The 13,184-nt window shown below is 56.9% G+C and carries 11 protein-coding genes; 5 read left to right on the forward strand and 6 right to left on the reverse strand.

The features are described from left to right. Window positions 1-84 precede the first annotated feature (84 nt). Window positions 85-1,368 (forward strand): IS701 family transposase, encoded by a 1,284-nt coding sequence (locus HCN58_RS30265; RefSeq protein WP_171583027.1) that lies wholly within the window; start codon window positions 85-87, stop codon window positions 1,366-1,368. Between the two features lie 910 nt (window positions 1,369-2,278). On the opposite strand, the gene HCN58_RS30270 is transcribed toward HCN58_RS30265, so the two are convergent. Both HCN58_RS30270 and HCN58_RS35370 read right to left on the reverse strand, forming a co-directional pair. Continuing rightward, window positions 2,279-3,109, reverse strand: a complete 831-nt coding sequence (locus tag HCN58_RS30270) for a Crp/Fnr family transcriptional regulator (protein WP_171583028.1) — start codon at window positions 3,107-3,109, stop codon at window positions 2,279-2,281. Window positions 3,110-3,314: 205 nt separating this feature from the next. Next, entirely contained in the window at window positions 3,315-3,674 is a 360-nt protein-coding gene (locus HCN58_RS35370) for a hypothetical protein (protein ID WP_210266230.1), read from the reverse strand. Between the two features lie 1,865 nt (window positions 3,675-5,539). On the opposite strand from HCN58_RS35370, the gene HCN58_RS30280 reads away from it, so the two are divergent. Continuing rightward, the gene (locus tag HCN58_RS30280; protein ID WP_171583138.1) at window positions 5,540-6,016 is read left to right on the forward strand and encodes an Lrp/AsnC family transcriptional regulator; all 477 of its coding nucleotides are present in this window, start codon (window positions 5,540-5,542) and stop codon (window positions 6,014-6,016) included. A gap of 949 nt (window positions 6,017-6,965) precedes the next feature. Here HCN58_RS30280 and HCN58_RS30285 read toward each other — a convergent pair. Continuing rightward, entirely contained in the window at window positions 6,966-7,799 is an 834-nt protein-coding gene (locus HCN58_RS30285) for a 4'-phosphopantetheinyl transferase family protein (RefSeq protein WP_171583029.1), read from the reverse strand. A 314-nt stretch (window positions 7,800-8,113) separates the two neighbouring features. Continuing rightward, window positions 8,114-8,359 (reverse strand): hypothetical protein, encoded by a 246-nt coding sequence (locus HCN58_RS30290; protein WP_235984022.1) that lies wholly within the window; start codon window positions 8,357-8,359, stop codon window positions 8,114-8,116. An 887-nt stretch (window positions 8,360-9,246) separates the two neighbouring features. On the opposite strand from HCN58_RS30290, the gene HCN58_RS30295 reads away from it, so the two are divergent. Continuing rightward, complete coding sequence (locus HCN58_RS30295; RefSeq protein WP_171583030.1) at window positions 9,247-9,537, forward strand: antitoxin MazE-like protein; 291 nt, start codon at window positions 9,247-9,249, stop codon at window positions 9,535-9,537. 344 nt (window positions 9,538-9,881) lie between these two features. Here the strand turns inward: HCN58_RS30295 and HCN58_RS36860 are convergent, their stop codons facing one another. Then, window positions 9,882-10,004 carry a hypothetical protein gene (locus tag HCN58_RS36860; protein WP_283814651.1) on the reverse strand — a complete coding sequence of 41 codons (123 nt, stop codon included), beginning with the start codon at window positions 10,002-10,004 and terminating at the stop codon, window positions 9,882-9,884. An 8-nt stretch (window positions 10,005-10,012) separates the two neighbouring features. Further along, a complete protein-coding gene (locus HCN58_RS30300; RefSeq protein ID WP_171583031.1) occupies window positions 10,013-10,669 on the reverse strand; it encodes an FkbM family methyltransferase in 657 nt (218 codons plus the stop codon). Between the two features lie 465 nt (window positions 10,670-11,134). On the opposite strand from HCN58_RS30300, the gene gmd reads away from it, so the two are divergent. Further along, entirely contained in the window at window positions 11,135-12,220 is a 1,086-nt protein-coding gene (gene gmd / locus HCN58_RS30305; protein ID WP_171583032.1) for a GDP-mannose 4,6-dehydratase, read from the forward strand. Then, window positions 12,201-13,154, forward strand: a complete 954-nt coding sequence (fcl, locus tag HCN58_RS30310) for a GDP-L-fucose synthase (protein ID WP_283814652.1) — start codon at window positions 12,201-12,203, stop codon at window positions 13,152-13,154. The genes gmd and fcl overlap by 20 nt, the downstream gene beginning before the upstream one ends. Window positions 13,155-13,184: the final 30 nt, after the last annotated feature.

Below are 13,184 nucleotides of genomic sequence, written 5' to 3' on the forward strand. Positions count from 1 at the left end.
TCGTACTGAGTCAGACGGTCGCAGTCATTGAGGCTGAGAATCAAGTAATTGTGGAGATTCAATATTTGGCGCGCGGAGGGCCAGATGAATCTCGATCAGGGTGGAGATAGCGAAGCGCGGTTTGCGGAGTATGTAGCCGGACTTGGAAGCGTGATCGGTCACGTGGAGCGGACGAGACCGCTGCGCGACTATTGCATGGGTCTGATGCTGCCCGGGGAACGCAAAAGCGTTGAGCCGATGGCGGCGCGGACGGCTCCAGCGCGCACGGCGGCACAACACCAGTCGCTGCTGCACTTTGTCGGCGTCGCGACCTGGTCGGACGAGGACGTGCTGGCCAAGGTGCGCGAGATGGTGCTGCCGGCGATCGAGAAGAGCGGACCGATCGAGGCGTGGATCATCGATGACACGTCGTTCCCCAAGCAAGGCAAGCATTCGGTCGGCGTGCACCACCAATATTGCGGGCAGCTCGGCAAGCAGGCCAATTGCCAGGTGGCGGTGTCGCTGTCGGTTGCCAATCATGCCGCCAGCCTTCCGGTGGCCTATCGGCTGTACCTTCCGGAAGCCTGGACCAAGGATCGTGCCCGGCGGAAGAAGGCAGGCGTGCCGAAGCAGATCAAGTTCAAGACCAAGCCGCAGATCGCGCTGGAGCAAATCCGCTGGGCCTGCGAGAGCGGTCTGCCACGCGGCGTCGCGTTGATGGATGCGGCCTACGGCAGGGACGCGCGGCTGCGTGCAGGCATGACGGAATTGGGCGTGCCTTACGTGGTCGGCATCGTGCCGACCATCTTGATGTGGGCCCCTGGCAGCGGCCCGCGGCGCATGGACAAGCCGATGAACAACACTGGCCGCCGCGACGAGCCCGACTTGGTCTCGGCCAAGAAAGTGGCACTCGGTCTGCCGAAGCGGGCCTGGCGCACGGTGACGTGGCGCGAAGGCTCGGCCGACCAGCTATCCTCGCGCTTTGCGCGGGTGCGCGTCCGGGTAGGCTACAACAAACTGATCCCCGAGAAGCTGTCGCCGGAGTGGCTGATGATCGAATGGCCGGAGGGTGAAGCAGAGCCGACCAAATACTGGCTCTCGACGCTGCCGGAGACCATCGGCTTCGAGCAGCTCGTCGATCTGGCCAAGCTGCGCTGGCGCATCGAGCGCGATTATCAGGAGCTCAAGCAGGAGGTCGGGCTTGGTCACTACGAAGGGCGCGGCTGGCGCGGCTTCCATCACCACGCAACCCTGTGCATCGCGGCTTACGGATTCCTCATCGCCGAGCAGGCGACGATTCCCCCCTCAGGACCACGTTCCACCGCGCCGGTCCAGATCCCTCCCTTACCCGACAATTATCGACCCAGAGGATCTGCCCTTGCGGCCTGAACGCCACGTCCCGAACTCGATCGCAACCATGCGTGTGCGGCTGAGCCGGGCCCTCAGCAAAATGATCATACGATGCCCGTGTTGCGGCGCCGTCGCAGCATCACGCACGCGCAGAAAAATCATGACGCAGTAAGAGCCATCCGAGCCCTTTGGGGCTGTCGCTCGGGCTGGCTCGGCTTCTTGTATCTGCACATCGAACCAGCCTAGGTCCCTTAGCTCGCGCGCTTTCTTTTCGGCTCCGTCCCGACTATCTCGCTTCAATACAATGCAGCTTGCACCATCGCGGGCAAAGATCAAATAGGCCATTCTTCAGTTTATATTTGGTCTGAGTCCGAGCGAAAAGAGGTCGCAGGCATTTTCGCGCTGCGGCCTTGGGCTTAAACAATCCGTTATAAAAACGCTCGATCCGCCTGCCCGATATTTCGGATACTGATCTCCGCAATAAGGACTGTGGAGTCATACTTTGCTGTTCCTGATGAGGAACAGAACGGTTGTTGCAGCACCGAGACAGATTAATGCAGAGCCCGTTTACCGTGGGGCTTATTTAACAAAGTGGCGTTCGGGAATGGTCATCGATCAGATGACATTTAACAAGATCATTCCGGCAACTGTACCGATGCGTGCGAGGTCGGCCCAATGGCGACGCCCTCGTGCGGCCGATCGCCAGATGCCGACCGTTGCGACGATATTGTAGGTCACTGTAAGTGCGTAGCCGCCACAAAGGCCGCTGCAGCGGCAAGTCCCCTTTCCAAAGGCGACGCAGGACGTTCATGTGGACCAATCCGGTATGGGACGGCAATGCCTCGAAGCCGAAAACGGCATGACGGTGTATCTGCGCATGTTAATGCGACCGGGCAGACTGCCGCCGACGACGCGTCTGCAAGATGCACTGAACGCCTGGGCGATTTTGCTAACCGCCTGCTCTTTTGCTGAGGGACTCAGAAAGGGCATAAGCGCCTGAAAGAAGCTTGTAACAACCACATGCCTTTTGCTCGAGACCCTTGCGTTCATGGATCTGCAAGACGCCACGCATCTTGCGAATTAACCTTTGTTCTTCGAATCGGATTAGCGTCTCGGTTACACCAGCGCGGCGCAACCCCAACGCGAACGAAAGGTAGTCATGGGTAATTGGAAGCACATGAGTGCCCAGAGCATCGCTCGCCAAACAGAGCCAGCTCGCGAGCCGCTGTTCGCGATCGTGCCGAATCCCGCACAATCCCGTCTGAGCGCAATGCAAGGTCAGCGCTTGAACGTACCGAAAAAGATGTTCTCGGATTTCAGGACGCTCCTTCGTCACCCGACGCAAATCCTCGACACGGATCCTGTGCGCACTTCCGGGAAAGAGCACAACAGATTGGTGTGTCGAAATATGCCCTACCACTAAGAGCGAAGCGCCGACCGCACCCCAATGTCCTATCACCGCCGATTCAAGGATGCTTTCCGCCGCGACAATTCTCAGCGAGACGAGGCCCGACTCGATAAAATAGACGTAATCAAGATGCTTTTTCGGCTCCTGCAGGATCATGCGTTCTTTCAGCACGATCGGCTCAAGGAACTCGCCTATTGCGGCGAGGTCTTGCAGAGAAAGACTGGCGAGGATCGCATTTTTCACAAAGGAGCGCGTACGAGGACGCATCTTAACAGGCCGGTCGAGCATCGGCTGTTTGCCGGAGACCTTCGTGAGTGCTGCATCCCTTGAGCCGTCAAGCGCTTCGCGGACGGTGGACACATGGTCGGTCATAATGCGGCCCCCTCTCCCGACATGCGGCGGTCACCTCGCTGACACGTAACAAAAAATTGATTCGGACTGTAAGGACACTTTCATCCTGATTAATGCAATGAGCCTGGCGTTGAAGCTCAAATCCCGCGTTCAAACGCCCTTCCTCGACGGATTCAATACCTTCCCTGTCGAACTGCTTCTCAAGTGCGGTGTCCGCCAGGGCGCCTCAGCCCGCCAACGCGAGCGTTGCACGAGCCACCACTCGATAGATTCCACGAGCGGTTGGCTTTTCTGTTGCCGAACGAGACGGCGCCTCGGGGCTACAGTAACGGATGCCCTTCTCGATGGCATAGAACTCGGCGATGTGCTTGAGCGCCTCGCCCGCAATGGGCGAAGGACCAGGAATGGCAAGTTCGCAGAAGTTGCGCCGCGCGCCGATCGGCAGAATTGAGAGCAAAGGCTGAGTGCCGATGAAACAGCGTCGGGCAGCATGATCAAATTGAACCGAAGATTGAGTCCGACCATCCTTTGGTGAAGCGCACGCCACCATCAACTCGTCGTTGGGCCGATGCCCTTCGTCCTCCAAGCTGGGTGACACCTTCCCGTCAGTTCGTCGTCAGCTTGCCTGAGTATCATTCGCAGCAGGGCGTAAGCAGCCCGAACTCACTGCGACGAAACGTACGCCGAAAGGACCCGCGAATCGTCATGTATAATCGAATCAGTGGCCTATCCACACACGCTACCTGAGGTGACGAGCTGAGTCAGTCGGTGGACAGCGACAGCTTTACCCGCCGTTATCAACCGTATTCAATGGCGGCAGCTCCAGACCGATCGCGTAAAAAGCGAATAACTCGCGATTTCATAGTGCACTCCTTCCATCCACACGACGATGATCGGAAGAAATGTGGAGAGTGAGCTTGTCTATGGCTCCGTAATGACACAGGACGGCCGAGATCGACATCTCGCAAACTCCGCCGGTAACAAATGGCTCGTCCGTTGAAGCTTGTTGGCCTGGCTGCATTGGCAGTGGCGACTTCACGTGTGCTGCTACACGCAACCCAACGCGTCCCAGCCGCTTGAATTCACTAAAAAAGGCGCCAAAACGCAGAAATTAACCGTAGATGCGCAGCTCATTGCATTAATCAAGATCTAGATACTCGCTAAATTCAGCACTCCTCGCGAAGCGCTCAGCGAGCTGCTTCGCCAAGAACGTGCACATCAGACTTGGCATCGCTGCACCTCACCTGCGGGCATGGTGGAGGCGGCGAAGACGCATGGTGAAACGGTGAAGACAATGTAGGGAGGCTATCTACGCAGTGCCCGGCTAGAGGCGAACATCGCAAAGCTTCCATTTTGGCTCGATTGAGAGCCTATGATCTGTGGTGGCCCCGAGATAGCGCGCGAGGCTTGCATCAATCGATGCTACCTCGGTGACATAGATGCCACTGTCGGCCTGATTTTCCGGTCCCCCAAACACACCTGAAAATTCGTGATGAAGTCACGGTGCGCGACTTCGCCAAAGGATGACGCTGTTGACAAGTTTTCAAGGGTTAGTTGTTCCACACTGTGCCACATCTATGAGTAGTTCGATTGATGATAGCTTAAGTGAGATGAAATCAGTGCGGAACGAGATTTGGCGTTGTCGTAAGTTGCTTCAAAACGAGTTGCCTGATGAGCAGCGAAAAATCATCGAGCCACGCCTGGTTGAGCAGCGTTCTGCTTTCAACCGGCTCTTAGCGACCACGTTTCCTTTCACGTTGAGGCTCAGGTCAACTTCAGTGCCTGTGCCGCTCAACACCTAACCAAACTTAACCAGCATGAGCTCCTATCCTCCCTCTCCTTCGGCTCCCCTGCGATCCAGCCCACTGAGTTGATCAATGGAAGTGAAATGGTGGCAAATGCGATGCATGATACTAGGCAGGATGTTGCTTCCTATCATTACATCAAGGTGATGGCCCCGGGGCGCCGGCGGCGACGATGGATAGGCGAGGAGAATGCCCGCATCGTGAGCAACGTTTTCAGAAGGGTGTGAACATTGTACGCGGTCTTTGGCGCAATCGCGTTGCCCGCGAAAGGCAGCGATCGGCCGCCAGCTTGAGCAAATCCGTCAGCAAGTCAGAGCGGAGAGGCCGCAATCTCCGGAAGCAAAAGAAAAAGCAGAGCCAGCTTGAAATTTCAGCATAGGCGCTTCTTTAAAGCGAACGATCTTTGCCGAAGGTTGGAGCAGCAGGTGATCGCACTAACGCCTCATACCATTCACACCTCGACGTTAAGGTTCAATGGCCGATCTTACTCCGGCAGGATGATCGGCTCCTGGCAGAGCAGAGTCATCACCCAGCGGCCAGGACGGTGCGATCGCCCACACTGTCATTTGTCGAAATCATCGCATGCATTTGGGATATTTTGGACGATTTTCGGGATGAAATTCACCTCAAGGCCGGGGAGCCGATTATGCGATACGATCGGATAGACGCCCGCATCCTCGAGATCGTGCAAAAGAATAACCGCCTAACTTCCGAGGTGATCGGCGAACTGGCAGGGCTTTCTGCTACCGCGTGTCAACGCCGACTGAAGAGGCTCCGTTCGGAAGGCATTATCGAGGCCGATGTTTCAATCGTTTCGCCGAAAGCGGTGGGCAGACCTATTCAAATGCTGGTGCTGGTGACCCTGGAGCGAGAGCGTTCAGATATAATCGATAGATTCAAGAAGGCCATCAGATCGTCAGTTGAGATCGTCAACGGCTTCTACGTCACCGGCGACGCGGACTTTGTCCTGTACGTTACCGCGCCCACTATGGAGGATTATGAGGAGTTCACTCGGCGATTCTTTTATGTGAATCCAGACATCAAGGGCTTCAAAACAATGGTCGTATTGGATCGCGTAAAGGCGGGCTTTGCTGTTCCAGTTGAGACACCATCAGAGAATTGACTACACGCTGATGCAGGCGTTCACCCTGCGGATCGACGCGTTTCGCGCTTTTCGTCACTTAACTGACATAGAACCGCCGATGAATTGGCTCGGCCTGTCGATATTGATGAAGAAGGCTTTGAAAAGCTTCCGTTCTCCCTTTCGGTACGACAGCAAGCGATAGGTGTGCCGTACCTGCTACCTGAGCGGACGAGCTCCAATTGATCAGAGGCCTTGGATGAGTTGAGCCTCGCCCGTCGTTTGCTCAACCTCACGCAAAAGCGGCGAAAGGTCGATACCTAATCTCTCGCCGATACGTTCAAGCAGCACAATCCTGACGGCCGATTGCCCGCTTCGAACCGACTGAGCATCGGAACTGAAATACATGGTGCCGATACAACGTCGTCAAGAGTAACTCCGCCCTCGAGCCGGGCACGCCGAATGGCAGCACCCCTCCTCTAATCGATCGGCGCGTTTGCTTCCGGACGGAAGCGTGCGCAGGCCAACGCGAGTCGCGACTCGGCAAACCGTCACCTGATCATCTCTGGCCTAGCTGTTGCTTGAAGCTCGCCTGCGTCGCTCTCACGAGACCGATGTTGCGCATCCCGCAGTTACATAGGGGTTCGATGTTGGCCCTAATGGCCATCGCTATTGCGACCGTGGGCATCATCGCGCGAAACCCGGATAACGGCAGCTAGTTGTGACCTGCCAGGCGATACTTGGTTTCCTGATTGAGAACCCACATGATTGACCGGCATCTCAGGTCGCATTCGATCAGAAAGGGCTCGTTGGAGGACCTGGTCTAGTCGGATCAGGGGGGCCGGGCGCTACGGAGTCACACATATCAAGCTTCTTATCGGAATCAACGCCCGGCCTCACTTGCCTACTAGAACAGAAGACTATTCTTCAATTGCAAGGCACACTCGATGAGGTCTCCTGTGGCCTTCAAGCATTTAGGAGACGAAATGCATCACGCGCCTCGAAATCGCACGGCTAGTGCTAGAATTCCTCCGACAAATGGGCGATAGATTCCTTTTATGGTTCGACTGCCAAAACTAGTAGGCTTTTCTGGGTTGACAATCTCGGCCTCGAAGACCCCGCACTGGTCATTCGTTCTGACACTGACATCTTGAAAATCCAAGAATTCACCAGTTGCCGGCGCATATGATTTGTATACGGCTTCCTTTATTGCGAACAACAATTTCGGGCCGAAGCGACTGCTGGACCACTCCTTGCGCTCGATTTCCTCGCAGGTGCATACGAACGGCAAAAGGTCCGCTTCGAGCGGTTCTTGATCTTCAATGTCCAATCCCAGAGCGAGCACATTCTTGGAAATTCCGGCAACAGCTCCGCAATCAGACGAAGAGTGTGAAATGCTACCGACGACTCCCGAAGGCCAAAGAGGAGCCCGATCCACTCTCGACAAAATCGGAACAGGAGGTAAACCCAATTTACGCAGTGCCTCATGAGCGTGATGCCGTCCCCAGGCGAACTCACGCCGACGACGAAGCGAGACGTTCCCCAACATGTCGTCCTCAGCCGGAAATGGGAGGGGAAACGGGTCATAAATTGATCCGCCAGAAAAGCTGATGTCGTGTGCCAAAGCTGCGCCGATAGCAGCCCCTAACGTCGTGAGCGTTTTCATAGATTGGGCGAACCTTTGTTCTGGAAAAGTGTGAAGCTGCAAATCTGCACTTGCTTTACGATAGCTAACCTGAGACCGCAGGCCACTCAAGGCCCGCAGCGTCCGAGACGAAATCATGCTCTGCGACGCTCGATATTTCGACGGCAGGATCGGACGCATCGAGCGTGCATCGGACGAGCTCTGCGCTGACGCGACCCGCTTTCGAGATCGAAAGCCCTCGCGCCACACCTGGCTGGCCGAATTGCATCACCATTGTCGGGGCTGTCGCAGAGTGCTCAGAGTGGACGGGTACGGCTTTGAACAAACGGTGAGGCAGAGATCGGGGGCGGGTTGGTACTCTGCTTGTGGACCTCGAGCAGAATTATGTAGTCTATGTGTAATCTAACGTGTGGGGCCGACCCTCCATTATGATGTCGAACCCCCGAGGGCGACTTTGTGCTGCGCGCACGTGCAACGAGCTCCATTCCGTTCGCTCACTGCATTTGATCCGTGCCGCGGCCGATGAACTCGAGCACCGACTGCGCCTTGTGGATCTCACGTGCGAGGCAATTGAAGATCCGGGTCGCAGATTCAAGTGTGACGACAAGTCCAACCCTCTCGCATGATAGCTCAAAATGGTGCCCAACCTGTTCGTTGGTGGGTGCAATGCCACTTTGCAGCGAGCTCATCGCTAATGATGCGAGCATGTGCTCGACCACGTCTTTTTCGGCCTGAGTCAAGAAATGCTTCCTTCTGAATGTTAGCTCGCCTGTGATCGACGTTGTGGTCGCAGTTGAAAGACCGGCCAAAGCCGCTCCGCCTCCGCGCGTGTGTTGCCACAAGGGTCACATCATGCGGGTTCACGAAACTTGCCGCGAGACAGCTTCCGTCGACTTCCAGGATCTACTTCTGGGGCTGTGGTAAGCAGAACAAGGCTCAAAGACGACCTTGCGCATACGATGTCGAAGGTTCGAGACATTTGCCAGATCCGCAGCCTCACCGATTGGGCGCTTCGCCGCGACAAAACGGCGGCGTCGAATTCTGCACGCATCCCGGGTCCGCAATTACACGAACATGGTGACCGCGCCGGCGCAACAGCCGGGCCGCCGTGAGCAGCGGACTGAGATTTCCCAACGTTCCCCACGAAACGAGAAGATAGCGCAAGACATCACAGAGGACAGCTCCTTCGCAGTGGTACCGCGCTTCCTAAGAATTCGGCGCGCTCTCGCCACGTGCTACAGAGATCGGCTACGCGTGCGCGCCTAAGACCGCAACGTGCCACGCGGCTCAGCCAGTGCGGCGCACGCCTCACCCACATGGGGAACTCTGTCTTGCGGGGAGGCCGGCCGCCCCAACCGCTTGCACGGACTGATTTACCTTCCACTTCGCACCACTACGAGCCCTCTTACGAGCCCTCTTGGATTTGTAGATCTTCGATCCTTGACTCCGATCAGTTTCGAACTGCTATCACGCGAAGTGACTCAGCCTCTCAAAACCCACACTGACTGAAAGCGTCACGAGGATGCTCGCGAACACACGAATCTCTCAATGCTAACGTTGCGTGGCACTCACATTTGAGTTGCTAATGATGGGCTTTGGTCAACAAAAGCCTACAACCTGACGCAACGTGAGATTCAAGCTGTTTTTGTTGGGCTTGCGGCCTTTCCGGATTGTGGTACCCGATGTGCGGTCTCCATTCTTCCGCAAGCAGGCCCATCGTCAGTCACTTGCTGTTGCAGCCAGCAGCCAAGCCCGCAAGGAGCAGGCTTTCATCGACGACGTTTCCGACCTGGACGGACAAGACGCGGCGAGATCTCGACCGTCGCTTGCGGCAAGAATTATGCAGGCAAGCCGCGCCCGTGTTCCGGCTCATCATGGAGCCGAATGGGTGCAACGGCTGCTCGCGACATCAGACTGATGGTAGACAAATCACAACCGTTCGCAACGTCAAGATCGGCAGGCGTGTTGGTCGTCCCGGCGACGAGATATCGTAGGGCTCAGTCAGCGGAGATGGTGTTCCTCGGCATGGCCGTATCACCTAGGAACAAAAAATGAAGCCGTGACCGCTGCCAAACCGCCGATCTGCGCACAACGATAGCCATTTTCCAGAGGAACGGAGACCTCAACACGAAATTCGGTTAGCCACTCTTACCTGGCATTGATGTTCATGCCTCGTGCCAGTCAACCTAGTTTGCGCTAGCGTTTCAAACATGGTTGTAAGAAATCATCTCAGGAAAATAAGTGCGATGGAGGGATTCACTATCAGGTCTGTTCATCCTCTTCGTCGTGACCCTGCTCGCCGACCGAACTGCAGGTAAGTACGGTCAGCGTCCGCCCATTTTGGCCGAGGCCGACTATCTCTTCGGCGGCCTTGTACGCACTCACAGCTCCTTCTACAGGCTCGTGTTCCTAAGCAAGACATCACCCTCGACTCCATGGGGATACTGCTTCACGACTTCGAACGATGGTAACAAGTCAAGAATGGCTTGCAGGGACTGCTGCCCTTCATAGAGCTCCTGGTCGCTGTATTCCGTATAGATAAAGCGCGTGTTGCTCAAGCTATGTCTGCCGCCAGCGATCACATCGGACTCGGCTCCCTGCACGTCCATCCAAATGAAATCGATGCGTTTTAAGTTCGCCTCATTGCACCAGTCATCCAACCGTCGAGTTTCAACTGAGATGGGATGATCAAACTGAACCCAGTCATATTCCAGGAGGTGATTCTTGGGTCGGCGTATTGAGCCAGAGAGATCCCAGTCCTTGGCATCTCCATTTCCATTGCTTGGATGGAAATCGATCCTGCCATTTCGGTCACTGACCGCGATCTCAAATAACTTCACCTTGTCGAGATACCGATCCATGTTTTTCTTGAAGCGAGCAGCCGCTCGGGGATCTGGCTCAAAGCAATAGAGCTGAGCCTGCGGGCAGAGCTCGAGAAACTTTCGCGTATCTGTTCCGTCGTTGCAGCCGATGTCCAAGATAACGGGATCCGGCTTTTGAAGAAGAGAAACAATCTGCTGATGTACTGTTAAGGAAGATGTGGGTTCCATGGGAATATGCGGTCTCTTAGAGAAGGCCTGCCGAAGCCTAGCAGCAGTCCTGTCGAGAACTTTTGGAGCGCTCGGCAGATGCCTACGTACAGGGCCCTTGAACGTTGTTCTTGAATTCTCGATTACACGCACGCCCCTCCTGCGCAATGTATATCAATGTATATATAGTGCATGTGCCGGCGTGACGATAAGCGGATGGATTATGTGCGCCTCTCGATCAACTCGTGCCTTTTAGAATGCGGTCGCCGGCGTATCGCGGGCTCTTCAACGGGCGCGTTGTACCATGTCATTGCTGCCGAAATCAAAGTAGCTCGTCCCAATCGGATCACAGCACAAGGCAAAAGGTTGGCTCCAGCATTCATTGCCCGGTCGGTGCTGACTCTGCGGCCTACCCGCCTGATTTGAATCAACTTTCAGTTAGACTTCGCAAATGACGGCCCTCCCTTGCGCGTAACCGGATAGAGAATGACGGGTTTGGATTCACAGCGGCGGGTTGCACTGATCACCGGCGTCACCGGCCAGGACGGCGCTTATCTCGCCGAATATCTGCTCGGCCTTGGGTATGAGGTCCACGGCATCAAACGGCGGTCGTCCTCGTTCAACACCGCGCGGATCGACCATCTGTACCAGGATCCGCACTCGCGGAAGGTCCCGTTCCTGCTGCACTACGGCGACATGACCGACTCGACCAACCTGATCCGGCTGATGCAGCAGATCAGGCCGACCGAGATCTACAACCTCGCCGCTCAGAGCCATGTCGGCGTCAGCTTCGAAAGCCCGGAATATACCGCGAACGCGGACGCCATCGGTGTGCTGCGGCTTTTGGAAGCGATCCGGATCCTCGGCATGGAGAAGGAGACGCGGTTCTATCAGGCGTCGACCTCCGAGCTTTATGGCTTGGTGCAGGAAGTGCCGCAGAAGGAGACCACGCCGTTCTATCCGCGCTCGCCCTATGGCGTCGCCAAGCTGTACGGCTACTGGATCACAGTCAATTACCGCGAGGCTTACGGGATGTTTGCCTCGAACGGCATCCTGTTCAACCATGAGAGTCCGATCCGCGGCGAGACGTTTGTCACCCGCAAGATCACGCGCGGCATCGCCCGCATCGAGGTGGGCCTCGACGAGGCGCTCTATCTCGGCAACCTAGAGGCCAAGCGCGACTGGGGCCATGCACGGGATTATGTCGAGGGCATGCACATGATCCTGCAGGCCGACGCGGCGGACGATTTCGTGCTGGCGACCGGCGAGACGCGCTCGGTGCGCGAGCTGGTCGAGCTCGCCTTTGCCGAAGTCGGCCGCAGCATCGAATGGCGCGGCAAAGCCGTTGACGAGACCGGCGTCGACAGCAAGTCCGGCAAGACGGTCGTCAGGATCGATCCGGAGTATTTCCGGCCCACGGAGGTCGACCTTCTGATCGGCGACGCCAGCAAGGCGCGGGAGAAGCTGGGCTGGAAGCCCAAGACGTCTTTTGCCCAATTGGTCAAGGAGATGGTTGCAGGCGACCTCGCTGATGCGCGGCGGGAGGCGGCTCATGGCAAACATTCCGTTTGAGTTGAAAGGCAAGACGGTCTACGTCGCCGGCCATCGTGGCATGGTCGGCTCCGCGCTGGTGCGCCGGCTGGGGCGTGAACATGTCGAACTGCTGACAACGACCCGCAATGAGGTCGATCTGCGCGATCAGGCGGCGGTCAATCAATGGTTCGCGGCCAAGCGTCCGCAGGTGGTGTTTCTCGCTGCCGCCAAAGTCGGCGGCATCGTCGCCAACAACACGCTGCGCGCCGAATTCCTCTACGACAATCTGGCGATAGCCACGAATGTGATCCACGCCGCGCATGTCAACAGTGCCGAGAAACTGATGTTCCTCGGCTCGTCCTGCATCTATCCCAAGCTGGCCCCGCAGCCGCTGCGCGAGGATTCGATGCTGACAGGGCCGCTGGAGCCGACCAACGAGCCTTATGCCATCGCGAAGATCGCCGGGATCAAGATGGTGGAGGCCTATCGCAGCCAGTATTGCGCCGATTTCATCAATGTGATGCCGACCAATCTCTATGGCCGCGGCGACAATTATCATCCCGAATACAGCCACGTCGTCGCCGCGCTGATCCGCCGCTTCCACGAGGCGAAAGCGTCGGGCGCCAGGGAGGTCGTGGTCTGGGGCACCGGCACGCCCCGGCGCGAATTCCTCTATGTCGACGATCTCGCGGATGCCTGCGTTCATCTGATGAAGACCTATTCGGATGACGAACTGGTCAACATCGGCACCGGCGTGGACATCACGATCGCCGAATTCGCCCGTGTCGTCGCCGCAACCGTCGGCTACACCGGCGAGATCGGTTTCGATCCTTCGCGGCCCGATGGCACGCCGCGCAAGCTGCTCGATGTCAGCCGGCTGGCCAAGCTTGGCTGGCGGGCCAGCACCAAGCTCGAAGATGGCATCAAGCTCGCCTATCAGGCCTTCCTGAGCGAGCACTCGGTGAACGCCTAGCTCGCCGAAAGGCTTGTCGGGCCGTATTGC

It is taken from the genome of Bradyrhizobium australiense (genome assembly GCF_013114825.1).
Classification (GTDB): Bacteria; Pseudomonadota; Alphaproteobacteria; order Rhizobiales; family Xanthobacteraceae; genus Bradyrhizobium; species Bradyrhizobium australiense.

Excerpts from the sequence above, each read along its gene's own strand:
- HCN58_RS30265 (WP_171583027.1), top strand. The coding sequence starts at position 85 with ATGAATCTCGATCAGGGTGGAGATAGCGAAGCGCGGTTTGCGGAGTAT.
- HCN58_RS30270 (WP_171583028.1), bottom strand. The coding sequence starts at position 3,109 with ATGACCGACCATGTGTCCACCGTCCGCGAAGCGCTTGACGGCTCAAGG.
- HCN58_RS30280 (WP_171583138.1), top strand. The coding sequence starts at position 5,540 with ATGCGATACGATCGGATAGACGCCCGCATCCTCGAGATCGTGCAAAAG.
- HCN58_RS30285 (WP_171583029.1), bottom strand. The coding sequence starts at position 7,799 with ATGCGTCCGATCCTGCCGTCGAAATATCGAGCGTCGCAGAGCATGATT.
- HCN58_RS30300 (WP_171583031.1), bottom strand. The coding sequence starts at position 10,669 with ATGGAACCCACATCTTCCTTAACAGTACATCAGCAGATTGTTTCTCTT.
- gmd (WP_171583032.1), top strand. The coding sequence starts at position 11,135 with ATGACGGGTTTGGATTCACAGCGGCGGGTTGCACTGATCACCGGCGTC.
- fcl (WP_283814652.1), top strand. The coding sequence starts at position 12,201 with ATGGCAAACATTCCGTTTGAGTTGAAAGGCAAGACGGTCTACGTCGCC.